This is a genomic window from Stenotrophomonas sp. 59 (assembly GCF_030291095.1).
GTDB lineage: Bacteria > Pseudomonadota > Gammaproteobacteria > Xanthomonadales > Xanthomonadaceae > Stenotrophomonas > Stenotrophomonas maltophilia_Q.
In genome coordinates this window covers 2,733,468-2,758,649 of record NZ_CP127408.1, presented here as the reverse complement: position 1 = coordinate 2,758,649, position 25,182 = coordinate 2,733,468, and the positions used below count along the sequence as shown (strand labels likewise).

The following is a 25,182-nucleotide window of genomic DNA, read 5'->3' as shown; positions in this document are numbered from 1 at the left end:
CGCCTGCACGACCCGGGGCGTACAATGCGGCCCCGGCGGCCATCCTGGCCCAGTTGAAAAGCGAGAACCGCCATGACCGATGTCCTGGGTGTACCGGTGCACGACGCCGATGAACACTGGATGCGCCATGCACTGGCCTTGGCCGAGCGCGCACAGCGTGAGTTCGACGAGATCCCGGTTGGTGCGGTGCTGGTAAGCGCCGATGGCCAGCTGCTGGGCGAGGGCTGGAACCTCAATATCGCCTCGCACGATCCCAGCGCGCATGCCGAGATCGTGGCCATGCGGGCAGGGGGGAAGCTACTGGCCAACCATCGCCTGCTGGGCAGCACCCTGTACGTGACCCTGGAGCCGTGCGCGATGTGCGCGATGGCGGTCGTGCATGCACGGGTATCGCGCTTGGTCTACGGCGCCAGCGATCCAAAGACTGGTGCGTGCGGCAGCGTGTTCGACCTGCTCGGTGATGCCCGCCACAACCACCGGGTCGAGATCCACGGCGGGGTGCTGGCCAAGGAAGCCAGCACGCGCCTGACCAATTACTTCCGTGCCAAGCGCGGCAAGCCGCCGCTGCTGCTGGAAGACCACGTCGGCGAGGGCTGAGGGGCGAACGGGTATGATGGGCGCCTCTTTCCTTCACCGGTAGGCCGCGCGCCTGCCCAGCAACGAGGCGACACAATGGCGGACACCGGCGCGGCCAACGAACGACTGATCTGGATCGACCTGGAAATGACCGGGTTGGACACCGACAACGATTCGATCATCGAGATCGCCACCGTGGTCACCGACGCCCAGCTCAACGTGCTGGCCGAAGGTCCGGAATTCGCTATCCATCATCCGCTGGAAACGCTGGAGGCGATGGATGAGTGGAACCGTAACCAGCATCGTCGTTCGGGCCTGTGGCAGCGCGTGGTGGACAGCACCACCACCCTTGGCCAGGCCGAGGCGCAGACGGTGAACTTCCTGGCCCAGTGGATTCCGGCCGGCCTGTCGCCGATGTGCGGCAACTCGATCTGCCAGGACCGTCGCTTCCTGCACCGCCAGATGCCGCGCCTGGAGAAGTACTTCCACTACCGCAACCTGGACGTGTCCACGGTGAAGGAGCTGGCCAAGCGCTGGGCGCCGACCGTGGCTGCCGGCGTCGGCAAGAACAGCAACCACACCGCGCTGAGCGATGTGCACGACTCCATCGCCGAGCTGCGCCACTACCGCCAGTTCATGGGGGCGCTGTCGGGCTTGCCCACGGCCTGAACAACGGCGCCGGGCATGGCCCGGCGCTACCGGATGACACGCGAACGGGTAGTGCCGGCCGCTGGCCGGCAATTCGGCGGCTTTCGTGAGGTGTATCGGGTTGCCGGCCAGCGGCCGGCACTACCCTCCGTTCAACTCCCTGGCGCTAAGATCGGCGCCATGAACGAGCCCATCCTGCTCCCCCGCGACATTGCCCATGACGCCCGCGACTGGTCCGACCTGCAGCGGGCGGTGGCCCTGCTGGAAGCGCCGACCCTGACCGCGCGCATGGCCAACCTGGTCGGCACGCCGCTGGAGTTCGCGGTGAAGGCGCTGCCCAGCTCGGTCTCCAATCGCATCCATGGTGCCGTGCAGGCGGCGCTGTCCAAGTCCGCGCAGGCCGCGCTGTGGAGCATGGACAACACGCCGGGCAAAGGCGCTTCAACCCGTTGGCACAAACTGGCGGCGGCCACCTCCGGCGCGGTCGGCGGGGCGTTCGGCTTCGCGGCCTTGTTCATCGAGCTGCCGGTGTCGACCACCATCATGATGCGCGCGGTGGCCGACGTGGCCCGCAGCGAGGGCTTCGACCTGTCCGAGTTCAGCACCCGCCAGGCATGCCTGGAGGTGTTCGCGCTGGGTGGCAACTCGCCGCGCGATGACGCCAGCGAGACCGGCTACTACCTGGCCCGCGGCTTCACCACCGACGTGATGCGCCACCTGTCGGCCGAACTGGCCGGGCGCGTGGTGACCGGTCGCGACCTGACCCTGGGCGTGGCACCGAAGGAAGCCGGCAAGCTGCTGGCGAAGATGGTGGAGAAGGTGGCGGCGCGTTTCGGCGTGGTGGTCACCGAGAAGTTCGCCGCGCAGGCGGTGCCGATTGTCGGCGCCGCTGCCGGTGCAACGCTCAATACCATGTTCACCGACTACTACCAGGACATGGCGCGTGGCCACTTCATCGTGCGCCGGCTGGAGCTGAAGTACGGGGAAGACGTGGTGCGCACCTGCTATGACCGGGTGGCGCACGGCGCGATCAGGATCGAGCCCAGCCTGGAGTAGATCCACGCCGTGCATGGATGAGCCTTCATGCAAGGCCATCCTTGCCTGCCGGGCACAACTGTTTTGCCACAACACGCCTGTTGCCTTTCGCAGGCGGTCCCCATTCTTGCCGGCACTCCCCCCGCAAGAGATGTCCGCCATGTTGTTCACCTCCCACCGTCTGGGCCCGCTGACCCTGCCCAACCGCATCGTGATGCCGCCGATGACCCGCTCGCGTGCGGCTGCAGGCAACGTTGCCACCGCCGAGATGGCGACCTACTACGCGCAGCGTGCCGGTGCCGGCCTGATCGTCAGCGAAGGTACCCAGATCAGCGCGCAGGGCCAGGGCTATGCCTGGACCCCGGGCATCCACAGTGCCGAGCAGGTGCAGGGCTGGCGGCAGGTGACCGATGCCGTGCACGCCGCCGGTGGCCGCATCTACGCGCAGTTGTGGCACGTCGGCCGCGTCTCGCATGTGGTCCTGCAGCCCGATGGCGCAGCGCCGGTGTCGTCGTCGGCGTTGCTGGCCGAAGGCGTGAAGGTGTTCGTCGACCCCACGGGCGCAGGCCCGGAAGCGGGCGTGGGCGAGATGATCCAGCATTCGATGCCGCGCGCGCTGCGCGGGGACGAGATCCCGGGCATCGTCGCCGATTACGCGCAGGCCGCGCGCAATGCGCTGGAGGCAGGCTTCGACGGCGTCGAACTGCATGGCGCCAACGGCTACCTGATCAACCAGTTCATCGATTCGCAGGCCAACCAGCGTACCGATGGCTATGGCGGTTCGCTGCAGAATCGGCTGCGTTTCCTGCGCGAGGTGGTGCAGGCGGTAGTGGCAGTGGCCGGCGGTGATCGCGTTGGCGTGCGCCTGGCGCCGCTGACCACGCTGCAGGGCGCGGTGGACGATACGCCGCAGGCGACCTATCTGGCCGCTGCACACCTGCTCGGCGAGCTGGGCGTGGGCTACCTGCACATTGCTGAAGCCGATTGGGAGGATGCGCCGGTGATGCCGGTGGCGTTCAAGCAGGCGCTGCGCATGGTCTACCCGGGCACGTTGATCTATGCCGGCAAGTACACCGCCGAGCGCGCCGATCAGGCGCTGGCCGAAGGCTGGGCCGACCTGATCGGGTTCGGCCGGCCGTTCATCGCCAATCCGGATCTGCCTGAGCGCCTGCGTACGGGTGCGGCGCTCAATCCACCGGATCGCGCCACGTTCTTCGGCGGTGGAGGGGAGGGCTTCACCGATTACCCGGTACTGGAAGAGGTTGCCGGGGCCTGAAAGAGCCAGTGCCGACCAACGGTCGGCACCTACCCAGTCGGCGTCGGTAGTGCCGGCCGCTGGCCGGCATCCCGGGGATGGATCAGGGCTTGTCGCGCACCAGCGCATCCGCCTCGACCACGCCGCCATCCTTGCCATGCAGGTACAGGTGCATGTCCTGCTGCGGGTACGGAATGTTGATGCCGGCCTTGTCATAGCCAAGCTTCAGCTGCTCCAGCAGCGTCACCTTGGTGCCGAACCAGTCGGGCGACTTCACGTAGCAGCGGATGCCGAGGTTGATCGCGTGCGCGCCGAGTTCGTATACCACCACGTCCGGGGCCGGCGTCTGCAGCACGCGTGGGTCGGCCTTCATCAGTGCCAGCGCGGTATCGCGTGCCAGCTGGATGTTGTCCTCGTAACCGATGCCGATCACCAGTTCGACGCGGCGCGTCGGTTCGGCGGTCAGGTTGATGATCGGCGCGGCGGTGATCAGCGTGTTCGGGATGGTCGTGTGCTGGTTGTCGGCACCGGTAAGCACGGTCTGGAAGATGCGCACTTCGCGGACCGTGCCGGTCTGCCCGGCCACGGTAACTACGTCGCCGACACGGAACGGGCGCAGCGTCACCAGCATCACGCCCGAGGCGATGTTGGACAGCGAATCCTTCAGTGCCAGACCGACCGCCAGGCCAGCGGTACCGAGCACGGCCAGCAGCGGGGTGATCTGCACGCCCAGCGTGCCGATGGCGAGTACCACCACAATCACCAGTGATGCGGCGTAGACCACGTTGCGCAGGAAACTGCCCAGCATCGGGTCCACGCCCATGCGCGCGGTCGCGCGCGGCATCGCGTTGGACAGACGACGTGCCACCCACATGCCGACCAGCAGCACCACGATGGCAGCAAGCAACGGCACTCCATAGGTTTCCAGCAGGCGTTCCCAGTCGAGTGAGTGGAACCAGGGCGTTGCGACGGGAGTGGCGGGTGCTGCGGCGGCGATCATGCGGACATCCTTTGCTGCGAAGGGCAGGGCGTGCGTGCACGCCAGAAACACGAAGCCCCGCAGAGGCGGGGCTTGCGTGCAGCAGCAGTATGGGCTGACGCCGATGAACACGACGTCAGCCTGCGGCGGTCAGTGCATCAGCCGTTGGCCTTCAGCTTGGCCAGGCGCAGCCAGGTATCGACGACGGTGTCCGGGTTCAGCGACACCGACTCGATGCCTTCCTGCATCAGCCACTCGGCCAGATCCGGGTGATCGGACGGGCCCTGGCCGCAGATGCCGACGTACTTGCCCTTGGCGCGTGCCGACTTGATCGCCATCGACAGCAGCTTCTTCACCGCCGGGTTACGTTCGTCGAACAGGTGCGCGACGATCGACGAATCGCGGTCCAGGCCCAGGCTCAGCTGGGTCAGGTCGTTGGAGCCAATCGAGAAGCCGTCGAAGATCTCCAGGAACTCATCGGCGAGCAGTGCGTTGGACGGCACTTCGCACATCATGATGATCTTCAGGCCGTTCTCGCCCTGCTTCAGGCCGTTCTGTTCCAGCACCTCGATGACCTTGCGGCCTTCTTCCAGGGTGCGCACGAACGGAATCATGACCCACAGGTTGTCCAGGCCCATTTCGTTGCGCACGCGCAGCACGGCCTTGCACTCCAGCGCGAAGGCGGCCGAGAAGCTCGGGTCGACGTAACGGCTGGCGCCGCGGAAGCCGATCATCGGGTTCTCTTCGTGCGGCTCGTAGTTGCTGCCGCCGATCAGGTTGGCGTACTCGTTGGACTTGAAGTCCGACAGGCGCACGATCACGGCGTTCGGTGCAACCGAGGCGGTGAGGGTGGCGATGCCTTCGGCCAGGCGGTCCACGTAGAAGCTGACCGGATCACCGTAACCGGCGATCTTCTCGTCGATCTTCTTCTTGGTCGCGGCGTCCTGGCGGTCGTATTCCAGCAGCGCATTCGGATGGATGCCGATGTGGCTGGCGATGATCATTTCCAGGCGGGCCAGGCCGATGCCGGCGTTCGGCAGCTGGCCGAAGTCGAAGGCACGTTCCGGGTTGGCCACGTTCATCATGATCTTCAGCGGTGCCGGCGGCATGTTGCCCAGATCGGTGGTGGTGCGCTCGAAGCCGAGCTTGCCTTCGTAGATGAAGCCGGTATCGCCTTCAGCGCAGCTGACGGTGACCAGCTGGCCATCTTCGATGACCTTGGTGGCATTGCCCGAACCGACCACGGCCGGCACGCCCAGCTCGCGCGCGATGATCGCCGCGTGGCAGGTACGGCCACCACGGTTGGTGACGATGGCTGAAGCGCGCTTCATCACCGGTTCCCAGTCCGGGTCGGTCATGTCGGCGATCAGCACGTCGCCCGGCTGCACGCGGTTCATGTCATCCAGTGTCTTCACCACGCGGGCCACGCCCGAACCGATCTTGGCGCCGACGGCGCGGCCTTCGGCCAGCACGTTGCCGCCCTTTTCGGTCAGCGCGAAGCGCTCGATCTGGGTGGCGTGGCTGCGCGACTTCACCGTTTCCGGGCGCGCCTGCACGATGAACAGCTTGCCGCTGACACCGTCCTTGGCCCACTCGATGTCCATCGGGCGGCCGTAGTGCTTTTCGATGACCAGGGCCTGCTTGGACAGCTCCTGCACGTCTTCGTCGCTGATCGAGAAGGTGTTGCGCAGTTCGACCGGGGTGTCCTCGATCTTCACGCGCTCACCGGGGACATCCGAATACACCATGCGGATCGCCTTGCTGCCGAGCGAGCGGCGCAGGATCGCCGGCTTGCCGGCCTGCAGGGTGGGCTTGTAGACGTAGTACTCGTCCGGGTTCACCGCACCCTGCACGACCATTTCGCCCAGGCCGAACGAGGAGGTGACGAACACCACGTCGCGGAAGCCGGACTCGGTATCCAGGGTGAACAGCACGCCGGAGGAACCGACGCCCGAACGCACCATCAGCTGCACGCCGGCGGACAGGAACACGTCCTCGTGCTTGAAGCCGTGGTGCACGCGGTAGGCGATGGCACGGTCGTTGTACAACGAGGCGAACACTTCCTTGACCTTGTGCACGACGTCGTCGGCACCGGTGACGTTGAGGAAGGTCTCCTGCTGGCCGGCGAAGGACGCATCCGGCAGATCCTCGGCGGTGGCTGACGAACGCACGGCAACGGCCACGTCGCCACCGCCGTTGTCGGCGCTCAGCTTGGCGTAGGCGGTGCGGATGTCCTGGTCCAGCTGCGGCTGCAGCGGGGCATCGATCACCCAGGTGCGGATTTCCTTGCCGGCCGCGGTCAGCGCGTTGACGTCCTCGACGTCCAGCGTGGCCAGCTTGTCGAAGATGCGCTTGGACAGATCGTTGTGCGCGATGAAGTCCTTGAAGGCTTCAGCGGTGGTGGCATAACCGCCCGGCACCGAAACGCCCAGACCGGCCAGGTTGCCGATCATCTCGCCCAGCGACGAATTCTTGCCGCCTACGCGGGCCAGATCGGCCAGACGCAGTTCGTGCAACCACAGGATGTTCTCGTTCAAGCGCGATGCTCCGTTTGGCCATCGCCCGAGGCGGGCTGAGTGGCCGCGTCCGTAGGAAGAAGCCGATATGATGCCGGGCAGAGCACCGTCGGCACAAGCTTGTGCTGGCGGCCTTTTTAAGCTTCGTAGGGGGTAAAAGCGCGCATGTCGACCATCCGTCCGGTGTTCTACGTTTCCGATGGAACCGGTATCACCGCTGAAACCATTGGGCATAGCCTCCTGACCCAGTTCTCCGGGTTCAGCTTCATTACCGACCGGATGTCGTTTGTCGACGACCCCGAAAAAGCGCGTGAAGCCTGTGCCCGGATCCAGGCGGCGGGGGAGCGGTACCAGGTCCGGCCGATCGTGGTGAACTCCTGCGTGGACCAGAGCCTGAGCCTGATCCTGGCCGACAGCGGGGCACTGATGCTGGATGTGTTCGCACCGTTCATCGAGCCGCTGGAGCGTGAACTGGCCAGCCCGCGCCTGGCCCGGGTTGGCCAGGCCCACGGCATGGTCGATTTCGACACCTATCACCGCCGCATCAATGCGATGAACTTCGCGCTGACCCACGACGACGGCATTGCGGTGAACTATGACGACGCCGACGTGATCCTGGTGGCGGTGTCGCGTGCCGGCAAGACGCCCACCTGCATCTACCTGGCCCTGCATTACGGGGTGCGCGCGGCCAACTACCCGCTGACCGACGAGGACCTGGAAAGCGACCGCCTGCCGCCGCGCCTGCGCAACTACCGGCGCAAGCTGTTCGGCCTGACCATCGACCCGGACCGCCTGCAGCAGATCCGCCAGGAGCGCCGTCCGAATTCGCGCTATGCCAACCTGGACACCTGCAAGCGCGAAGTGGCCGCGGCCGAGGTGATGTTCCAGATGGAGCGGATCCCGACCCTGAGCACCACCCATACCTCGATCGAGGAGATCTCCAGCAAGGTGCTGGCCACGCTGGGGCTGCAGCGCGAGCTGTATTGAGGCGCGCGCCACGTTCGCCGGGCATGGCCCGGCGCCACCAGTGGATGCTGCGCCCTGTAGTGCCGGCCGCTGGCCGGCTGATCGATGAACCCTCGGCCACGACGCAGTGTTGCCGGCCAGCGGCCGGCACTACCCCCGGGGTTGGCTTGCGCATGCGCGCCCCCACGTTGAAGCACCAACGTGTAGGATCGACCCATGGCCCGAGCCTTGCCCCGTACCGAACGCATTCCCCGCCTGAGCCGGTTGAGCTGGCTCATGGGCCTGTACGCGGAAAACTACCGCCATCTGGTGCGCCTGTTCGAACCGGCCGGACTGGCGGCGGGCAGCTACATCTCCTCGATCGGCGACGGCCTGGACGTGCGCCTGGACGTGATCGAGTGCCACCGCTACACGGTGGAGCTGCGCCTGACCTACGACCTGGCCGATCCGGTCACCGGCGAGCCCGATCCGTCGGCCTATGTGCGCCTGTACCGTGACGCGCGCCAGGCCGAGACCACCCATTGTTACGTCGGCCGCCGCTGGCAGGACACCATGGGCCTGTACCCGCCGCCGGCGGAGCTGATCAGCCACCGCATGCGGATGAATACTTTCCTCGGCAAGTGGCTGGAATACCTGGCCGAGCGCGGCCACGGCGTGCCCACCCTGCGCCGTGATCCCGATGGCGCAGGCACACCCACCGAACGCCGCCTGTCGCTGGTGCGCTGATCGGCCATAATCCACGGCTGACCTGCCGCTGGATGCTGCCCCATGCCGTATACCCCGATCGTCGCCACCCTGGGCTACGTGCTGTCGCCTGATCGTCGCCAGGTGCTGATGATCCATCGCAATACCCGCCCCGGTGACCATCACCTGGGCAAGTACAACGGGCTGGGCGGCAAGATCGAAGCGGACGAGGACGTGGCCGCCAGCATGCGCCGCGAGATCCAGGAAGAGGCCGGCATCGACTGCACGGAAATGCGCCTGCGCGGCACCATCAGCTGGCCGGGTTTCGGCAAGCACGGCGAGGACTGGCTGGGCTTCGTGTTCGTCATCGACAGCTTCGAGGGCACGCCGCACGGCGGCAACCACGAAGGCACGCTGGAGTGGGTGGACCTGGACAAGCTGGACACGCTGCCGATGTGGGAGGGCGACCACAACTTCCTGCCGCTGGTGTTCGACACCGACCCGCGCCCGTTCCACGGGGTGATGCCGTACAAGGACGGGCGCATGGTCAGTTGGTCCTACAGCCGCCTGTGAGCCGGCGGATCGGGTGGGCGCCAACCATTCCGGTGGGTGCCAACCTTGGTTGGAACGCTCTTCTGGCCTATTAATACCCGGGTGATATTGACGAGCGCAAATTACCCGGGCAATATTTGCGCATCGCCCCCGATGCCAATGCCATGCCTGCGTCCCGACTGCCCCCCTTCAGCTGTTTCGACGGCCATCGCCTGGTCGTTTCCGGTACGCCGGAAGTGGCCGCGCTGGCCCTCAAACAGCTGCGCGCCGACAACGCCGCAGGTCCGTTGCTGGTGTTCGACAATGCCACCGGCCGCACCCGTGATTTCGATACGCGCGGCAGCGACGCGGAACTTGTGGCGCGTGTCGCCGAGGCGTTTCCGGCGCCGCTGCAGACGGACGTTGAAACCCACGCCGAAGAAACCGGAGATGCACCGTCACCCCCACGTGGCCGCGGTCGGCCGAAACTGGGCGTGGTTGCGCGCGAAGTGACGTTGCTGCCGCGCCATTGGGCATGGCTGGCCGAACAGCCGGGTGGGGCCTCCGTGGTCCTGCGCAGGCTGGTGGAAGCGGCCTGCCGAGCGGGTGCAGACAAGGACCGGCAGCGCCGCGATACCGAGCGTGCCTATCACTTCCTGCAGGCCATTGCCGGTGATCTGCCCGGCTTCGAGGAAGCCATCCGCCTCCTGTTCGCGCATGACCGCGCGGGCCTGGAAGCGGCGTTGTACCGCTGGCCCGGGGACGTGCGCGATCACGCCCTGCGGCTGGCCTTCGATATCCCACCTGTTTAAGTACTGACGTTCGACCCAGGGCGCCGTGGATGAACGACGGCGCCGCTTGATCGCGGGCGACTGCCCGCTTACCTCGTGCTTGCTTTGCTGGCGGAAACGCCGGGCAGGGCAGCGCCTTGCCCAGAGAAACCCCATGAGCCTTTCCGCACACGCGACACCTCCGGTTGCGCCGCCGCTGTCGCGCACCTACCTGGCCCTGCTGCTGCCCATGCTGATGACCAATGCACTGCAGCTGGCCGCCGGCACGCTGGACAACGTCTACCTCGGCCATCTGCTTGGCACGCAGGCGGTGGCTGCCGCCGCTGCGTTCTTCCCGGTGTTCTTCCTGCTGATGGCCCTGGTGATGGGCCTGGCGACGGGCGCAATGGTGCTGATCGGCCAGGCCTGGGGCGCAGGCCAACCGCAGCGGGCACGCGCCGTGGCCGGCAGCGCGGTGGCGATTGCCCTGCTGCTGTCGCTGCTGGTGATGGGCGTGGGCGGCGTGTTCGCGCCGCAGACGCTGGCGGCACTGGGGACGCCGGCGCCGGTCCTCGGCGAGGCCATCGTCTATGCGCGGGTGCTGCTGCTGAGTGCGCCGGTGTTCTTCCTGTTGTGGCTGGCGACGGCCGTGAGCCGCGCGGTGGGTGACGCAAAGACGCCGCTGCACGCGCTGCTGCTGGCGACCGTGCTCGGCCTGCTGTGCACGCCACTGCTGATCCTCGGCTGGGGCGGCCTGCCGCAGCTGGGCGCGGCCAGTGCCGCGGTGTCGGCGGCATCAGCCTCGCTGCTTGCGTTGGTCTGGTTGCTGTGGCGCTGGCATCGCCTGGGGCATCCGCTGGCACCCGGCCATGAGCTGCTGCGGGCCATCCGTTTCGATGGCGCGATCATTCGTTCGATGCTGCGCATCGGCGTGCCGTCCTCGCTGCAGATGCTCAGCCTGGCCATTGCCGAGATCGTGTTGCTCGGCTGGATCAATCGCTATGGCTACACCGCCACGGCGGCCTACGGTGCGGTCAACCAGTTGATGAGCTGGGTGCAGCTGCCGGCCATGTCGCTGGGCATCACCGCCACCATCCTCGCCGCGCATGCGATGGGGGCAGGGCGTGCGGCACGATTGCCCGCCATTGCCCGCACCGGCGTGATGCTGGGCCTGGCGATGCTGACAGTCGTGGTGCTGCTGGTGATGGCGCTGGCGCCGTGGCTGACCGGCCTGATCCTGGCGGCGCCGGAGGTGCGCGAACTGGCGGCACTGCAGCTGCGCACGGTGGCGTGGGGCGTGCTGGCGATGGGCGGCACCACGGTGCTGGTCGGCGTGATGCGCGGCAGCGGGACTGTGCTGCTGCCGGCGTTGCTGGGAATGACAGCGGTGCTGCTGCTGGAGCTGCCGTTGGCGATGTGGCTGCAGGCGCGGCACGGGCTGACCGGCCTGTGGTGGGCGTGGCCGCTGGGACTGGTGGCGATGCTGGTGTTGCAGGCGCTCTGTTTCGCGCGATGGCGGCGACGGACTCAAGCTGGGTAGTGCCGGCCAGCGGCCGGCTCTACCGCTCGGTCGGATCGCATCCGGCGAAAATCCACGCCGATGCGGGTCGGGTAGCGCCGGGCCATGCCCGGCGGCAATCAGCGCCGATGTGCCAACAGCAGGTGGAAATGCTTCTCCCGCGTCTGCCCGTCATTGCCGGCGGCGGTTTCGCGATGGCTGCGCCAGGCCGAGATGTTGAATCCCGATACGCGCATCGCCAGCTCAACTGCGTCCAGTTCGTGCAGCTGGAAATCGGCGGCAAACGGCAGGCTGCGCATGAAGACCGCATCGCCGAACGCCAGGCACAGCCGGCCTCCCCGGCGCAGTACGCGCGCAAGCTCGTCCAGCACCGGGGCCAGGTTGGGCCAGAAGTACAGGGTGTTGACCGCCAGTGCGGCATCCACGGATGCCTCGTCCACCGGCAGCGCATGGGCATCGCCCAGCCGCATCGCGGCCCGGTCGCCCATGCCGGCACTGGCCAGCCGCCGGTTGCCGGCCTCGACCATGGCGGCGGACAGTTCAACGCCCAGGTACTGGCTGCCCGGCGCCTGCAACAGCTGTGGCGCGAAGGCCGCATTGCCGGGGCCGATCTCGAGGATGCGCTCGCCGGCCGCCACCGCCAGCAGCCCGATCGCGGCCAGGTTCAGGGCGCTGTTGCTGCGGTTCATCGAGTCGGCCACCGCCAGCGCGGCGTCGCCATGGGGCTGCCGCAGCTGTGCGGCCAGGGTGGAAGCATCCAGCATCGTCGTCGTCCATCGAAGAGATTCGGACGCGGCGGCGGCGGGTCCGCCGGTGACCATAGCGCTGACCTTGCGGCTTGGGAAGTAGGGAAACCCCGCTGCAGGGTGATGAGGAAATGTCCAGTGTCGCAGTCGGTGAGATCTGGTTGTCCACAGGGGGTGTGGATTACGCGTGGGCAACTTTGTGGATAAGCCGCGACAGGCGCCACCCCCCTAGGCTGTCAAGATGGGTGGCGAAAAATTCACCGCTGGTGAGGATGGGTGAGCGCATGGTGAAGAATCGGCCTGGCAGGCGCTGTCACCCATGGCGGCGCTCGCGGTAACCTGTGGGCCTTGATGCTCCGTGAGACCCCATGAAACGTCACTTCTCGATGCTGCGCGAATTCCAGCTGGCCGACTGGTTCACCCTGGCCAATGCTTTCTGCGGCACCGGTGCGGTGTTCGCCGCGATGCGTTTCCTGCAGGACGGCGAGCGCGGCTACCTGCTGTTCGGCATGGCGCTGATCCCGCTGGCCTTCATTTTCGACGCCCTTGACGGGCGCATCGCGCGCTGGCGCAAATCCAGCTCCACCCTGGGCCGCGAGCTGGACTCGCTGTCGGACGTGATCTCCTTCGGCGTGGCGCCGGCGGCGCTGGCCTATGCGTGCGGCATGCAGGGCGGCTGGGACTGGCTGGTGCTGAGCTACTTCGTCTGCTGCGGCGTCAGCCGCCTGGCGCGCTACAACGTCACCGCCGAGGCGCTGGCCGGCGACGAGGGCAAGGTCAAGTATTTCGAGGGCACTCCGATCCCGACCAGCCTGGTGCTGGTGATCGTGCTGGCGATCGCCGCCGGTACCGATGCCATCGGCCAGGACCTCTGGTTTGGCCAGTGGCAGATCGGCCCCTGGCAGCTGCACCCGATGGTGCTGCTGTTCGCCCTGTCCGGGTCGCTGATGATCAGCAAGACCCTGCGCATTCCCAAGCCATGAGCCAGCCCTGCGGAGGCCTGCGATGACCAGCTCGGCCCACGACGCCGGCAGCAGCGATTTCGAGACCCTTGCCCGGCAGTACTTCGGTGCCTGGGGCGATGCCCTGCGCCATGCGACCACGCCCGGTGCACCGGCCGGCGATGATCCCGGCAGCTGGCAGCGCCTGTTCGACTGGTGGGGCCAGCTGTTGCCCGAACAGGGGCAGGGTGCACCGGAGGACGCCGTGCGCCGTTTCCGCGAGCAGGCGGGTAGCTGGTACGGCACGATGCAGGAAGTGGCGGCGCGCTTTGCTGGCCGCGATGCCAGCAGTGCCGATGTGGCCCAGGCCTGGCGCGAGGCGGTGCAGGGGCAGGGCGACGGGATGCTGCAGTGGATGCTGCAGGGCGCACGGGGCAGCACCCAGGCCGGCGCCGCCGTACCCGAGTTCGCCGCGTGGCTGCAGCAGTTCCAGCTGCAGGCCGGCCCGTGGCTGCAGAGCCCGGCGTTCGGGCCCGGCCGCGAGCACCAGGCACGCTGGCAGGCCCTGCTGCGTGCGCAGGAGGAGTACCAGCAGCATTCGCGTGCTTACGTCGAGCAGATCAAGCAGGCGCTGGACGAAGCCTTCGCGTTGTTCGAGCAGCGCCTGGCGGAGCACGAACAACCGGGCAGCCAGCTGACCAGCGCCCGCGCGATGTTCGACCTGTGGATTGAGGTGGCGGAGGAAGCCTACGCCAAGGTCGCGATGTCCGAGCCGTTCCAGCAGGTGTATGCCTCGCTGGGCAACGCACAGATGCGCCTGCGCGCCGGCCTGCAGCGCGAGGTGGAACAGATGAGTGAACGTATCGGCTTGCCGACCCGCAGCGAGATGGACGCTGCGCATCGCCGCATTGCCGAACTGGAGCGCAGCCTTCGCCGCCTGCAGGCACAGGTGGCGGTGCTGGCGGGGACCGCCGCGGTGGATCCGGTGTCGCAGCCGGCACCTGCGAAGGTGAAGCCGGTCGCACGCAAAGCCGTGAAGAAGGCCGCGCCGGCGAAGAAGCCGGCCGCGAAGAAAGCACCGGCGAAGAAGGCTGCCGCACGCACCACCTCACGGGCGCGTGACCGATGAAAGGACCGCTGGGCTTCAACGCCGATGACCTGATGCAGGAAACCCTCGCCATGCAGCGCAAGCTGATGGAAGGGCTGAAGCTGCTGCCGCAGGTGGAAGACGTGGACTATGGCGTGACCGCCCGCGAAGAAGTCTGGCGCGACGGCAAGGTGGTGCTGTACCGCTTCGTCGGCGAGCAGGCACCCACCCGCCGCACGCCGCTGCTGATTGTCTATGCGCTGGTCAACAGGCCGTACATGGTGGACCTGCAGGCCGACCGCTCGCTGGTACAGAAGCTGCTGGCGCTGGGCCAGGACGTCTATGTGCTGGACTGGGGCTACCCGGACCGCTCCGAGCGCTTCCAGACCCTGGAGGACTACCTGCTGCGCTACATCGATGGCGCGGTGGATGCGCTGCGCGCGCGCAGCGGTGGCCCGGTGGACCTGCTCGGCATCTGCCAGGGGGGCGTGTTCGCGCTGTGCTATGCGGCACTGCGCCGGCAGAAGCTGGGCAAGCTGATCACCATGGTCACCCCGGTTGATTTCCAGACCGCCGACAACATGCTCTCGCACTGGGCACGGCAGGTGGATGTGGATCTGCTGGTCGACACGCTGGGCAACATCCCGGCCGACCTGATGAATGCCAGCTACCTGATGCTCAAGCCATTTCGCCTGAACGTGCAGAAGTATGTCGGCCTGCTCGACATCCTCGATGACAAGGCGGCGCTGGAGGATTTCCTGCGCATGGAGAAGTGGATCTTCGACTCGCCGGACCTGGCCGGTGAAGCGTTCCGTGACTTCATCAAGCAGTTCTACCAGGGCAACGGGCTGGTGAAGGGCACGGTGCGGATCGGCGAGGAAGCGGTGGATCTCTCGAAAGTGACCCTGCCGGTGCTGAACATCTACGCCGAGCAGGATCATCTGGTGCCGCCGGATGCCTCGCGTGCGATGCGTGGCCGGCTGGGCACGACCGACTACACCGAATCCAGTTTCCGCGGTGGCCACATCGGCATCTACGTGTCCGGCCGAGCGCAGCGCGAAGTGCCGGCCACGATCGATGGTTGGCTGAAGGCACGGGACCTGTAGCGTCGAGCCATGCTCGACTGACCTGGGGGGATGATGACGTACCGGATTCTGTTGATTCTTGCGGCACTGCTGGCAGCGCCGCTTGCCCACGCCGCACCCAGTGCGGATGCACAGCGCGAGATCGCCCAGCTGATCTCCAGCCTCGATGACTCGCAGTGCCGGTTCCAGCGCAATGGCAGCTGGTATGACGGCGGTGACGCGCGCGCACACCTGCAGCGCAAGTACGATTACCTGCTGAAGAAGAACCAGGTGGACAGTGCCGAGCAGTTCATCGAGCGAGCCGCCAGCCAGAGCAGCATGAGCGGCAAGCCGTATCGCATCCAGTGCCCGGGACAGCCTGAACAGACCGCGGCCGCCTGGTTCGGCGCACGCCTGCAGGCCCTGCGCCAACGCACGCCGTAGACATGGGGGCGGTGTAGAGTCGAGCGATGCTCGACTGGCTCTGCCCGCAAGCTGAGGAGACACCGCCATGAACACCACGCCCAAGACGCTGTCGCGTTCATTGAACGACCGCATGATTGCCGGCGTTATGGGGGGCATCGCCCATCGCTTCGGCTGGAACGCCACGCTGCTGCGGGTGATCTACGTGCTGCTGTCGCTGGCCTCTGCAGCTTTTCCCGGCATCCTGGTCTACCTGATCCTGTGGCTGCTGATGCCGAACGAGGCCGATTGAAGACGGCCGCGGAACCCCGGCCGATCTGGCTGTGCGCGTTGCAGATACTGGGCGCAGTATGGACATCGCCCAATTCCCTGATCGGCCTGATCGCCGGCCTGACCGGGATGCTGGGGGGCGCGACACTGCGCTGGAGCGGACGCGACCGCGCACTGGTGTTCGACCGCTGGCCATGGGGGCCGGGCGGGGCGATCACGCTGGGCAATGTGATCCTGCACACCGGGCACGACCTGGGCATTTGCTGCCGGACCTATGCGCATCAGGCGGGATGGGGCGTGGAGCCATTGATCCGGCTGGATGACCACGAACGTGCACACGTCTACCAGTACATGGTGCTGGGGCCGCTGTACCTGCCGGTGTACCTGCTGTGTGGCGGGGTGAGTGCGCGCAACCCGTTCGAGCGTGCGGCGGATCATTACGCCCGGTTCGGGCACGGCTGGTGGCCGTAGTTTCCGGCCAACGGCGCAGCCCCTCGTGGCTTGGTCGCGGAATGCGTTTCATGTGATCGGGTCGGGCGGGGTGGGTTCGCGGGACACGCCGTAAACCCGTCCCTGGGGGCTCGATGGCGCCATCCATGGCGCCAACGGTCCCGCGAACCCACCCCGCCCGACCCCTGACAGTTCCCGGCCGCGTCCAGCCACGGAAGAGAAAAGAACAGCAGAAGCGGGTCGCGCGCTGCGCTTGCTCGTGTAGAGCCGAGCCTGCGCTCGGCTTCGCGACCGGGCCAGAAAGCAGCCGAGCGTGGGCTATGCCGGTCGTCCTGACCGGCACCCTTCGGGCCGTCGCCATGCGCGACGTTGGCAGCGGCTCCTGCCGCTGCCTTCGGCTCTACAAAAAGCGGCCAGCCAGGCTGCTTCTGCTTTTGATCTTCTTTTTCTTTTCCGTGGGTGAACGTGCCCGAAAAACTGTCCGGGGCGGGCGGGGTGGGTTCGTGGGACCGTTGGCGCCATGGATGGCGCCATCGAGCCCCCAGGGACGGGTTTACGGCGTGTCCCGCGCGCCCACCCCGCCCGCCCCAATCACATGACCCGCGTTACGCGGCCACCCACGAGGGGCTGCGCCGTTGGCTTGAATCCCCGCGATTCGTTAGCCAAAAGTTAAAGATCCGTAAGCATTCTGCTGCGATCCCGCAGTCATCTGCATGCAACCGATCGTCATTAGCCTTCGTGACGTTCCAGTCAGGTTCGACGCGGTAAGCTCTCCCTCGATGAGCTCGCAGCATCGCTCATCGAGTGCAGTACGCAGTAGCAATTTGGAGGAAGACATCACATGGCAATCGTTCTTTATGTCGGTGGTAGCAAGGATGGCGAGAAGGGCGTGGTGCCCTACGGCTTCAGCAAATCCCGCGCCGACACCGCGCTGGGGCCGGAGTTCTACACGGAGCGGTTCATGGAACTGCAGGGTGTCGGCAAGGTCCGCCTGATGGCCCTGGAAGGCATGCGTGACGACATCGTCATGCAGCGCGCCGCCCGCCACTACCGCTGACCTTCGCAACACGCGGCAGGGCGCGCCCACCATCGCGCGCCCGCGCCGGCATCCCAGCCCCGGGCCAGTCCGAGCCCTCTCTCCGCCAGGATGCCGGCGTCCAATCCGGCCTCGCCGCTGAACCTTGCCCCCTGTCAATGCCTTGTCCGGCTGCGTCGTCGATTGCCAGAATGGGGTCTTCCCGTAACGCGGCACAGACCTGAAGCAATGCACGACGCCAAGAACGCCCAGAGCGCGCTCGCCCAGCAGATCGCCCAGACCATCGCCGACGAGATCGGTGCCCAGTCCGCCCAGGTACGTGCCGCCGTCGGCCTGCTCGATGAGGGCGCCAGCGTTCCGTTCATCGCGCGCTACCGCAAGGAAGTGACCGGGGGCCTGGATGACACCCAGCTGCGCAACCTGGAAGTACGCCTGACCTATCTGCGTGAGCTGGAGGAACGCCGCGCGGCGGTGCTGGCAAGCATCGGCGAACAGGGCAAGCTCAGCGACGAACTGCGCAACGACATTCTGGCGGCCGATACCAAGAGCCGCCTGGAAGATCTGTACCTGCCGTACAAGCCCAAGCGCCGCACCCGCGCGCAGATCGCCCGCGAGGCCGGCCTGGAGCCGCTGGCCGATGGCCTGCTGGCCGACCCGACGCAGGATCCGCAGGTCTTCGCCGCCACCTTCGTCGATGCCGACAAGGGCGTGGCCGACACCAAGGCCGCGCTGGAAGGCGCGCGCGCGATCCTGATGGAGCGCTGGGGCGAAGACGCCGCGCTGGTCGGCGAGCTGCGCACCTGGCTGGGCGACACCGGCGTGATCCGTGCCCGTGTGGCCGAGGGCAAGGAAACCGAAGGCGCCAAGTACCGCGACTATTTCGAGCACGCCGAATCGCTGGCGAAGATCCCCTCGCACCGGCTGCTGGCGCTGTTCCGTGCTCGCCGCGAAGAGATCCTGTTCCTGGAGCTGGACCCGGGCAGCGATGCCGAAGCCGGTCACCAGTACGCCGAAGGACGCGTGGCGCGCAGGGCCGGCATTGCCGACCAGGGGCGTGCCGCCGATCGCTGGCTGCTGGACGCCTGTCGCCTGACCTGGCGCGCCAAGCTGCACACCCATCTGCTGCTGGACCTGTTCAACCAGGCCCGCGAAAAGGCCGAAGCCGAAGCCATTGCGGTGTTCGGCGACAACCTGAAGGATCTGCTGCTGGCCGCACCGGCGGGCCCGAAGACCGTGCTCGGGCTGGACCCGGGCATCCGCACCGGCTGCAAGATCGCCGTGGTCGATGCCACAGGCAAGCTGGTGGCCACCGACACCATCTACCCGCACGAGCCACGCCGCCAGTGGGACCAGTCGCTGCAGACGATCAAGCAGCTGTGCGCGAAGCACAACGTCGAGCTGATCGCGATCGGCAACGGCACCGCCAGCCGCGAGACCGACAAGCTGGCCGGTGAAGCGATCAAGGCCGCTGGCAACCCGAAGCTGCAGAAGGTGGTGGTCAGCGAGGCCGGCGCCTCGGTGTACTCGGCCTCCGAGTTCGCGGCCAAGGAATTCCCCGGCCTGGACGTGTCGCTGCGTGGCGCGGTGTCGATTGCCCGCCGCCTGCAGGACCCCCTGGCCGAGCTGGTCAAGATCGAGCCCAAGGCGATCGGCGTGGGCCAGTACCAGCATGATGTGGACCAGTACCGCCTGGCGCGGGCGCTGGACGCACGCGTGGAGGACTGCGTGAATGCCGTGGGCGTGTACGTGAACACCGCCTCGGCCGCGCTGCTGTCGCGCGTGTCCGGCCTGTCGGCCACGGTGGCCGAGAACATCGTGCGGCATCGTGACGACAACGGCCCGTTCAAGCGCCGCAAGGACCTGCTGAAGGTCGCGCGCCTGGGCGAGAAGACCTTCGAACAGTGCGCCGGCTTCCTGCGCATCGCTGACGGTGACCAGCCGCTGGATGCCTCGGCGGTGCACCCGGAAGCCTATCCGGTGGTTGAGCGCATCGTCGCCAGCACCGCGCGCCCGATCAAGGCGCTGATCGGCGATGGCAGCTTCCTGCGCGGACTGAAGGCCGAGCAGTTCACCGATGACACCTTCGGCGTGCCGACCGTGCGCGACATCCTGAAGGAACTGGAGAAGCCGGGCCGCGACCCGCGTCCGGAGTTCAAGGCCGCGCGCTTCGCCGAAGGCGTGGAGGACATCAAGGACCTGCGCGAGGGCATGGTGCTGGAAGGCGTGGTCAGCAACGTGGCGGCCTTCGGTGCCTTCGTCGATATCGGCGTGCACCAGGACGGCCTGATCCACATTTCGGCGCTGTCCGACACCTTCGTGAAGGACCCGCGCGACGTGGTCAAGGCTGGCGACATCGTCAAGGTGAAGGTGCTGGAAGTGGATGTACCGCGCAAGCGCATCGCGCTGACCCGGCGCCTGGACGACACCCCGGGGCAGGCCACCAGCCGCCCGGGCCAGCGCGAGGAGCGCGGGCAGGGCCAGGGGCCGCGCCGCGACGCAGGCGGGCAGAACCGCGGGCCGAACCGTGGCCAGGGCAACAGCGGACGGCCCGCCCAGTCGGCGCCGCCGGCCAACAACGCCTTGGCCGAGGCCTTCGCCCGGGCCAAGCGCGGCTGAGGTTCGTGCCCCACGTCACGGTTGATCCGCGGCGGGGGACTTGTCGGTTTTCCCCGTGATTGCGCACACTTGCGCTGGAGGGGAGGCGTTCGGCCCCCCCGCTGTCGCTGGGGAGGGCCATGACGCCAGCACGACCCGTCGTCTTCGTTGCACGCTGCAGCGCATTGCTGCGGCCAACGCCTGCCTGCGCGGGCCGGAGGGAGCGTTGATGGCGGGCCAGGGTACCAACGGCAACGGGTTGCTGGAGCGTCGCCTGCAGGAGCTGGCCGAAGAGCGTCGGCGGCTGGCGATGATCATCGATGGCACCGCTGCGGGCACCTGGGAATGGAACGTGCAGACCGGCGAGATGCGGGTCAATGCGCGCTGGGCCGAGATTGTCGGTTACCGCCTGGAAGAGCTGGAGCCGATCTGCCAGAAGACCTTCCTGAAGCTGGTCCATCCCGATGACATAGCGCTGTCCGACGCGGCACTGGACGAGCATTTCGAGGGACGCACCGACAACTACGCGTGCCTGCTGCGGATGCGCCACAAGAACGGCCAGTGGATATGGATCCAGGACCGTGGCCGCGTCTTCGAATGGGACGGGCAGGGCCGGCCGCTGTGGATGGCCGGCGCGCATGCCGACGTGACCGAACTGCAGCAGGCCCGCCATGATGCGGCCGAGACCCGTCAACGCCTGCAGGCTGTGGTCGATGCCTCCGATGAGGTGGCGGTGATCGCCACCGATACCGATGGCACCATCACCCTGTTCAATACCGGCGCGCAACGTCTGCTGGGCTACAGCGCGGCCGAGGTGGTTGGCCAGCGCCGGCTGGATGCCTTCCACGATCCGCAGGAACTGAACGCCTGGCTGCGACCGCTGGCCGATGCCGATGGCCATCTGCCAGGCGTGTTCGAGGCACTCAGTGCGCGTGCCGATGGCCAGACCTATTCGCGGCAATGGACGCTGCTGCGCAAGGACGGCCAGCCACGCCAGGTACGCCTGTCGATCAGCCGCATGGACGGTGCCGACGGTGCACGCATCGGCTATGTCGGCATGGCCATCGACATCACCGAGATCCTGCAGGCGCGGGCCGAGGCACGCTTGTCCGCGGAGAAGTTCGCTGGTGCGTTCACCTCGGCTGCGCTGGGCATGGCGCTGGTGTCGCTGGAAGGGCGATGGCTGGACGTCAACGATGCGCTGTGCCGGATCCTCGGCTATCCGCGGGAAGAGCTGCTGCAGGTGGATTTCCAGCGCCTGACCCATCCCGATGACCTGCAGACCGACCTGTCGCTGGTGCAGGACCTTCTGGCTGGGCGACGCAGCCACTATCACCTGGAGAAACGCTATCTTGATCGCGACGGCAAGGTGATCTGGGCCCGGTTGTCGGTCTCGCTGGTGCGCAACGAGCATGGCGAGCCGTTGCATTTCGTGTCGCAGATCCAGGACATCACCGCCCAGCGCAGCAGCGAGCAGCGGCTGTTCGAAAGCGAGCAGCGCAGCCGCATCACCCTCGACGCAGTAGCCGACCTGGTGCTGAGCGTCAGCCTCGATGGCCGTATCGACTACGCCAATGCCGCCGCCGTACGCACGTTGGCCGGTGATGGCGCGTTGTCGCTGGCCGGGCACAAGGTGCAGGATGTGCTGGCGCTGACCACCGAGTACGCGCCGGGTTCGGTGCTGGACGTGTCGGTACTGCTGGATCCGGAAAGCAACGCGGTGGACCTGCATGCCGACCTGCTGCTGCGCCTGGGTACCGCCACGGTGCCGGTGGACCTCACCCGCGCCTGGTTGCGCGATGACGAGGGCCACGTTCGCGGCGCGGTCTGGGTGCTGCGCGACGATACCCAGCAGCGTGCCCGCCAGCGCGAGGCACGTCATCTGGCCGAGATCGATCCGCTGACCGAACTGAGCAACCGCCGTGGCTTCGAGGTGCATCTGCAGCAGGCGATCACCCGCGTTGAACGTACCGGCCAGGCCGCGTCGCTGATGTACATCGATCTGGACCGGTTCAAGCCGATCAACGATACCTGGGGCCATCTGGCTGGCGATGCGGTGCTGTGGGCGGTGGCCAGCGTTCTTCGTCACGGGGTGCGCGATTCGGATGTGGTGGCGCGGCTGGGCGGCGATGAGTTCGCGGTGATCCTGTCCGGCTGTACGCCGCGTCGCGCAGCCCGCATTGGCGGTGAGCTGCTGCACACCCTGGCGTCGCTGTCGATTCCGTGGGACCAGAACCGGTTGCGGGTAGGGGCCAGCATCGGCATCGCGCCGCTGGCCGGCGGGATGAGCGTGGACCAGGCGGTGGCCGCGGCCGATGCCCAGTGTTACCGGGCCAAGGCGATGGGCCGCAACAACGTGCAGGTGCAGGGCGAAGCCAGCGAGCTACCAGGCGATGACATCGACGCGGCCGAGGGTTGATCTCATCCAGTGAGAAGGCGGGCGCGAATACTCCGCCCACCTCCTCTCGTACAGGTGATCCCATGCATGTCTGGAACCCGATGACGGTGCGCACCTTCGCCCCGGCCATGGTCGGTTGGTGCCTGACCCTGGCCGCCTGGCTGCGGCTGGAGGAGGTGCGTGATGATCGTCTGGCCCAGGCAATGCTGCCGGTGCTGCAGGGAAGCGTGGTGGCGCTGCTGGCCCTGACCCTGGCGTGCACGATGGCGGCCAGCCTGATGCTGTGGCGGCACAGTCGCCGGGATCACGGTCGCCTTGATGCCGGCGCTACAGAGGCGCAGCATCCATCAGCAGGAACCGGCATGGCGCGCGCTGGAAGGCATTGATCTGCGGCACCAGCCGCTGGAAATGCTCGCTGGCGCAATGGATGTCCAGGGCGGCGCGGTCCGGCCATTGCTCGATGAAGACGAAATGCCCGGGATCCTTCTGGTCCACGAACAGTTCATAGCCAAGGCAGAGCGGCTCGCGCTGCGTGCACGCGACCAGTTCCCGGTACAGCGGAAGCACGGTGTCCACGGCATCGGGATGGATGAAGTCTTCGGCGATGACCTTGAGCATGCAGGCACCTGCGGATGGGGCCCTGCAGGATAGTGCCGGCAGGTGGCCGGCACCCATCCCATCAACGCAATACTACGTCCGCACTGACCAGCTGCACATCGTGCATCTGGTTGAGGTAGGCCTCGTAGTAGCCCTTGTGCGAGGCACCGACAATGGTGAGCATGCGGGTGCCCGGGTGTTGGCCGAGCACGTCGCGCATGTTGGCGACCATGCGCAGGTTGCGGGTTTCCCAGTAGCCGAGGTAATTGCGTCCGAAGGCCTCGGGTGACGGCTCGACCAGGGCGGCGCCGAAGTCGCTGTGGTAGACGGTCATCGCCGTTTCCGGTGCGTTGTAGTCGCGATAGAGCGCAAGCATTCCATCGGGTTTGGCCAGATTGGCGTGCAGCGGTTCGTCGGCGGCGAACCGCGCCGTGGTTGCCGGGTTGTCCCAGGCCGCCTGCAGGGCCGCGCCATAGGCCTTCTCCTTGTCCTTTGCAGTGGGCGCGTCGGCGGTGTGGTCATCGACCGACCACAGCCGTTCCAGGCCCAGGCGTGCAGCGAGGACGCCGGCGATCATGCCGGCTTCGTCGCGCCTGGTAATGCGCTTGTCGAGGAACTGCACCAGCTCCGGCGTCAGGCTGTCGGCGGCGCGACGTTCGTCGATGGGCAGGCGCAGCCATTGCACCAGAGCCGAACCGTTCTCGCCTGCGGCCAGGAACACGGCCGCAAGGCGGCGGCGCTCGGCCGGCGTCGGGGCTTTCGGCCATTGCGCGAGCAGGCGCTCCATCTCGGCATTGGCGCTGGGAACGTCCAGGCCGGTCGCGGCCTGGGCCGGTGCCGGGTCGATGCAGTAGGTCTCGACGCTGTCAGCGTAGCGGGTGGGGTTGCGGCGCATGAAGTCGCACTGCAGGCCGGACAGGTTCTCCACGGCGATTGCATTGGGCTGCCATGCCTGCAGGCGCTCGAGCAGAGGCTCCAGCAACGGCTGCAGAATGTCCGGTGTGAAGGCCTTCGGCAGGCCGGACAGATGTGGGCTGCCCAGTACCAGCACCTCGTTGGGGCGGCCTGCGGGCGGCCCCTTCAGCTGATCGGGATGAAACGCCGGCCGATAGGTGGCATCGGCGGCAAGCGCGCCGGCGCTGCACAGGCCGAAGATGAGGACGCTGGTCAGGCGAGCGAACATACGATCTCCTTGTAAATGAACATCCTGCGGATCGCTGCATGCTCGCCATTTTCGCCCGGCAGTGCCCCCCCCGTTGGTCATGCAAACCTTTTTGCCTTGAGTTGCATCCATCTGCCGAGCGATGCTCTATTCCTTGCCCAGGCAATGCAGAACATGACATCCGATCACTGGAGCATCGACAGTCCGCGGCTGAGCCTGCGGCCATTTACGTCCGGTGACGCTGACGAGGCGTTTGCGGGCATCACCCCCGGGCTGACCCGCTACATGGCCTTCGAGCCGCCGCCGTCGCACGAGGCATTTGCCGCCGTCTGGCAGGCGTGGGTGCCTGCCATTGCCGATGGGACCGACATTACGTTCGTGATCCGCAGGCGCGAGGATGGCGTGTTCCTGGGACTGGCCGGCCTGCATCGCACCGGTGATGCAGAGCCCGAACTGGGTATCTGGATCGCTGAAGCAATGCATGGCCATGGCTACGGGCGGGAAGCGGTGGCGGCGGTGTGGTCCTCGGCGTCGCAGCGGCTGTCATGCGCGGCGTTCCGCTATCCGGTGGCCGAGCAGAACCGGTCCAGCCGTTCGCTTGCCGAGTCCCTCGGGGGACAGCCTGTAGCACGTGAGCAGGGCGTGAAGTACACGACGATCATCTATCGCGTTCCTGCTGCAATGCACGGAGTTGCGACGGACGTCGCGGAATCCCGCTAAAGCGGCCGACGGCATCGCCGATATCCCCTCTGGATCCCGCTCCAGTCGCCCGCTGCAGGACCCCAGGCTGCCCCCGATGGGCGGCCCGCGCTGTGTGTTCCGCCGCTCCCAGATGCCGATCGCACCCGCACCAGACGTTCTTGCCAGCCGCTCGAGAGGTGCCTGCCGGCACCTGTAGTCCTTAGCAACTGAAGTTGCCGCCGGGCATCCCGCC

General features: G+C 67.0%; 25 protein-coding genes. 20 read left to right on the top strand and 5 right to left on the bottom strand.

Annotation, left to right across the window (positions count from 1 at the left end):
• Nucleotides 1-72: 72 nt before the first annotated feature.
• The 4 genes from tadA (at nucleotide 73) to QP552_RS12820 (ending at nucleotide 3,535) form a co-directional block, all read left to right on the top strand.
• The gene (tadA, locus tag QP552_RS12835) at nucleotides 73-597 is read left to right on the top strand and encodes a tRNA adenosine(34) deaminase TadA (protein ID WP_099551013.1); all 525 of its coding nucleotides are present in this window, start codon (nucleotides 73-75) and stop codon (nucleotides 595-597) included.
• A 75-nt stretch (nucleotides 598-672) separates the two neighbouring features.
• Nucleotides 673-1,245 (top strand): oligoribonuclease, encoded by a 573-nt coding sequence (gene orn / locus QP552_RS12830; RefSeq protein WP_049444646.1) that lies wholly within the window; start codon nucleotides 673-675, stop codon nucleotides 1,243-1,245.
• Between the two features lie 159 nt (nucleotides 1,246-1,404).
• On the top strand, nucleotides 1,405-2,280 hold the full coding sequence (locus QP552_RS12825) for an EcsC family protein (RefSeq protein ID WP_099551015.1): 876 nt from the start codon (nucleotides 1,405-1,407) through the stop codon (nucleotides 2,278-2,280).
• Nucleotides 2,281-2,419: 139 nt separating this feature from the next.
• On the top strand, nucleotides 2,420-3,535 hold the full coding sequence (locus tag QP552_RS12820) for an alkene reductase (protein WP_286073801.1): 1,116 nt from the start codon (nucleotides 2,420-2,422) through the stop codon (nucleotides 3,533-3,535).
• 82 nt (nucleotides 3,536-3,617) lie between these two features.
• Here QP552_RS12820 and QP552_RS12815 read toward each other — a convergent pair whose 3' ends face one another.
• Nucleotides 3,618-4,514 carry a mechanosensitive ion channel domain-containing protein gene (locus QP552_RS12815; RefSeq protein ID WP_111113714.1) on the bottom strand — a complete coding sequence of 299 codons (897 nt, stop codon included), beginning with the start codon at nucleotides 4,512-4,514 and terminating at the stop codon, nucleotides 3,618-3,620.
• 137 nt (nucleotides 4,515-4,651) lie between these two features.
• Entirely contained in the window at nucleotides 4,652-7,030 is a 2,379-nt protein-coding gene (gene ppsA, locus QP552_RS12810) for a phosphoenolpyruvate synthase (protein WP_106551416.1), read from the bottom strand.
• 144 nt (nucleotides 7,031-7,174) lie between these two features.
• On the opposite strand from ppsA, the gene QP552_RS12805 reads away from it, so the two are divergent.
• The 5 genes from QP552_RS12805 to QP552_RS12785 all read left to right on the top strand — a co-directional run bounded on the left by QP552_RS12805 (nucleotide 7,175) and on the right by QP552_RS12785 (nucleotide 11,500).
• The gene (locus QP552_RS12805) at nucleotides 7,175-7,996 is read left to right on the top strand and encodes a pyruvate, water dikinase regulatory protein (protein WP_006452040.1); all 822 of its coding nucleotides are present in this window, start codon (nucleotides 7,175-7,177) and stop codon (nucleotides 7,994-7,996) included.
• 195 nt (nucleotides 7,997-8,191) lie between these two features.
• Nucleotides 8,192-8,701, top strand: coding sequence for a DUF1249 domain-containing protein (locus QP552_RS12800; protein ID WP_286073800.1), 510 nt, complete (start codon nucleotides 8,192-8,194; stop codon nucleotides 8,699-8,701).
• Between the two features lie 42 nt (nucleotides 8,702-8,743).
• The gene (locus tag QP552_RS12795) at nucleotides 8,744-9,232 is read left to right on the top strand and encodes an 8-oxo-dGTP diphosphatase (protein WP_286073799.1); all 489 of its coding nucleotides are present in this window, start codon (nucleotides 8,744-8,746) and stop codon (nucleotides 9,230-9,232) included.
• A 143-nt stretch (nucleotides 9,233-9,375) separates the two neighbouring features.
• Nucleotides 9,376-10,002, top strand: a complete 627-nt coding sequence (locus QP552_RS12790) for a DUF2239 family protein (RefSeq protein ID WP_286073797.1) — start codon at nucleotides 9,376-9,378, stop codon at nucleotides 10,000-10,002.
• Nucleotides 10,003-10,135: 133 nt separating this feature from the next.
• Nucleotides 10,136-11,500: an MATE family efflux transporter gene (locus QP552_RS12785; RefSeq protein WP_286073796.1), complete on the top strand. Its 1,365-nt coding sequence runs from the start codon at nucleotides 10,136-10,138 to the stop codon at nucleotides 11,498-11,500.
• A gap of 98 nt (nucleotides 11,501-11,598) precedes the next feature.
• Here the strand turns inward: QP552_RS12785 and QP552_RS12780 are convergent, their stop codons facing one another.
• Nucleotides 11,599-12,243, bottom strand: a complete 645-nt coding sequence (locus QP552_RS12780) for a class I SAM-dependent methyltransferase (RefSeq protein ID WP_286073794.1) — start codon at nucleotides 12,241-12,243, stop codon at nucleotides 11,599-11,601.
• Between the two features lie 350 nt (nucleotides 12,244-12,593).
• Between QP552_RS12780 and QP552_RS12775 the strand changes: the two genes are divergently transcribed.
• From QP552_RS12775 to QP552_RS12730, 10 genes are all read left to right on the top strand, one after another.
• Entirely contained in the window at nucleotides 12,594-13,208 is a 615-nt protein-coding gene (locus tag QP552_RS12775) for a phosphatidylcholine/phosphatidylserine synthase (RefSeq protein ID WP_049429661.1), read from the top strand.
• A gap of 22 nt (nucleotides 13,209-13,230) precedes the next feature.
• Nucleotides 13,231-14,295, top strand: coding sequence for a class III poly(R)-hydroxyalkanoic acid synthase subunit PhaE (gene phaE, locus QP552_RS12770; RefSeq protein WP_286073793.1), 1,065 nt, complete (start codon nucleotides 13,231-13,233; stop codon nucleotides 14,293-14,295).
• Entirely contained in the window at nucleotides 14,292-15,359 is a 1,068-nt protein-coding gene (locus QP552_RS12765) for a class III poly(R)-hydroxyalkanoic acid synthase subunit PhaC (RefSeq protein ID WP_286073791.1), read from the top strand. The genes phaE and QP552_RS12765 overlap by 4 nt, the downstream gene beginning before the upstream one ends.
• A 33-nt stretch (nucleotides 15,360-15,392) precedes the next feature.
• The gene (locus QP552_RS12760; RefSeq protein ID WP_111113724.1) at nucleotides 15,393-15,761 is read left to right on the top strand and encodes a YfeK family protein; all 369 of its coding nucleotides are present in this window, start codon (nucleotides 15,393-15,395) and stop codon (nucleotides 15,759-15,761) included.
• 67 nt (nucleotides 15,762-15,828) lie between these two features.
• Complete coding sequence (locus QP552_RS12755) at nucleotides 15,829-16,032, top strand: PspC domain-containing protein (protein ID WP_106551363.1); 204 nt, start codon at nucleotides 15,829-15,831, stop codon at nucleotides 16,030-16,032.
• A complete protein-coding gene (locus tag QP552_RS12750; RefSeq protein WP_111113719.1) occupies nucleotides 16,029-16,481 on the top strand; it encodes a hypothetical protein in 453 nt (150 codons plus the stop codon). Before QP552_RS12755 ends, QP552_RS12750 begins: the two co-directional genes overlap by 4 nt.
• An 820-nt stretch (nucleotides 16,482-17,301) precedes the next feature.
• On the top strand, nucleotides 17,302-17,517 hold the full coding sequence (locus QP552_RS12745) for a hypothetical protein (protein ID WP_005417149.1): 216 nt from the start codon (nucleotides 17,302-17,304) through the stop codon (nucleotides 17,515-17,517).
• Nucleotides 17,518-17,724: 207 nt separating this feature from the next.
• Nucleotides 17,725-20,112: a Tex family protein gene (locus QP552_RS12740; RefSeq protein ID WP_286073789.1), complete on the top strand. Its 2,388-nt coding sequence runs from the start codon at nucleotides 17,725-17,727 to the stop codon at nucleotides 20,110-20,112.
• Nucleotides 20,113-20,320: 208 nt separating this feature from the next.
• Nucleotides 20,321-22,510, top strand: a complete 2,190-nt coding sequence (locus QP552_RS12735) for a PAS domain S-box protein (RefSeq protein ID WP_286073788.1) — start codon at nucleotides 20,321-20,323, stop codon at nucleotides 22,508-22,510.
• Between the two features lie 62 nt (nucleotides 22,511-22,572).
• A complete protein-coding gene (locus tag QP552_RS12730) occupies nucleotides 22,573-22,875 on the top strand; it encodes a hypothetical protein (protein ID WP_286073786.1) in 303 nt (100 codons plus the stop codon).
• On the opposite strand, the gene QP552_RS12725 is transcribed toward QP552_RS12730, so the two are convergent.
• On the bottom strand, nucleotides 22,817-23,107 hold the full coding sequence (locus QP552_RS12725) for a putative quinol monooxygenase (protein WP_005410081.1): 291 nt from the start codon (nucleotides 23,105-23,107) through the stop codon (nucleotides 22,817-22,819). The two genes, QP552_RS12730 and QP552_RS12725, sit on opposite strands and share 59 nt — an antisense overlap.
• A gap of 61 nt (nucleotides 23,108-23,168) precedes the next feature.
• Nucleotides 23,169-24,269, bottom strand: a complete 1,101-nt coding sequence (locus QP552_RS12720) for a DUF5694 domain-containing protein (protein ID WP_286073784.1) — start codon at nucleotides 24,267-24,269, stop codon at nucleotides 23,169-23,171.
• Between the two features lie 15 nt (nucleotides 24,270-24,284).
• Between QP552_RS12720 and QP552_RS12715 the strand changes: the two genes are divergently transcribed.
• Complete coding sequence (locus tag QP552_RS12715) at nucleotides 24,285-24,968, top strand: GNAT family N-acetyltransferase (protein ID WP_286073783.1); 684 nt, start codon at nucleotides 24,285-24,287, stop codon at nucleotides 24,966-24,968.
• The last annotated feature ends 214 nt before the right edge of the window (nucleotides 24,969-25,182 follow it).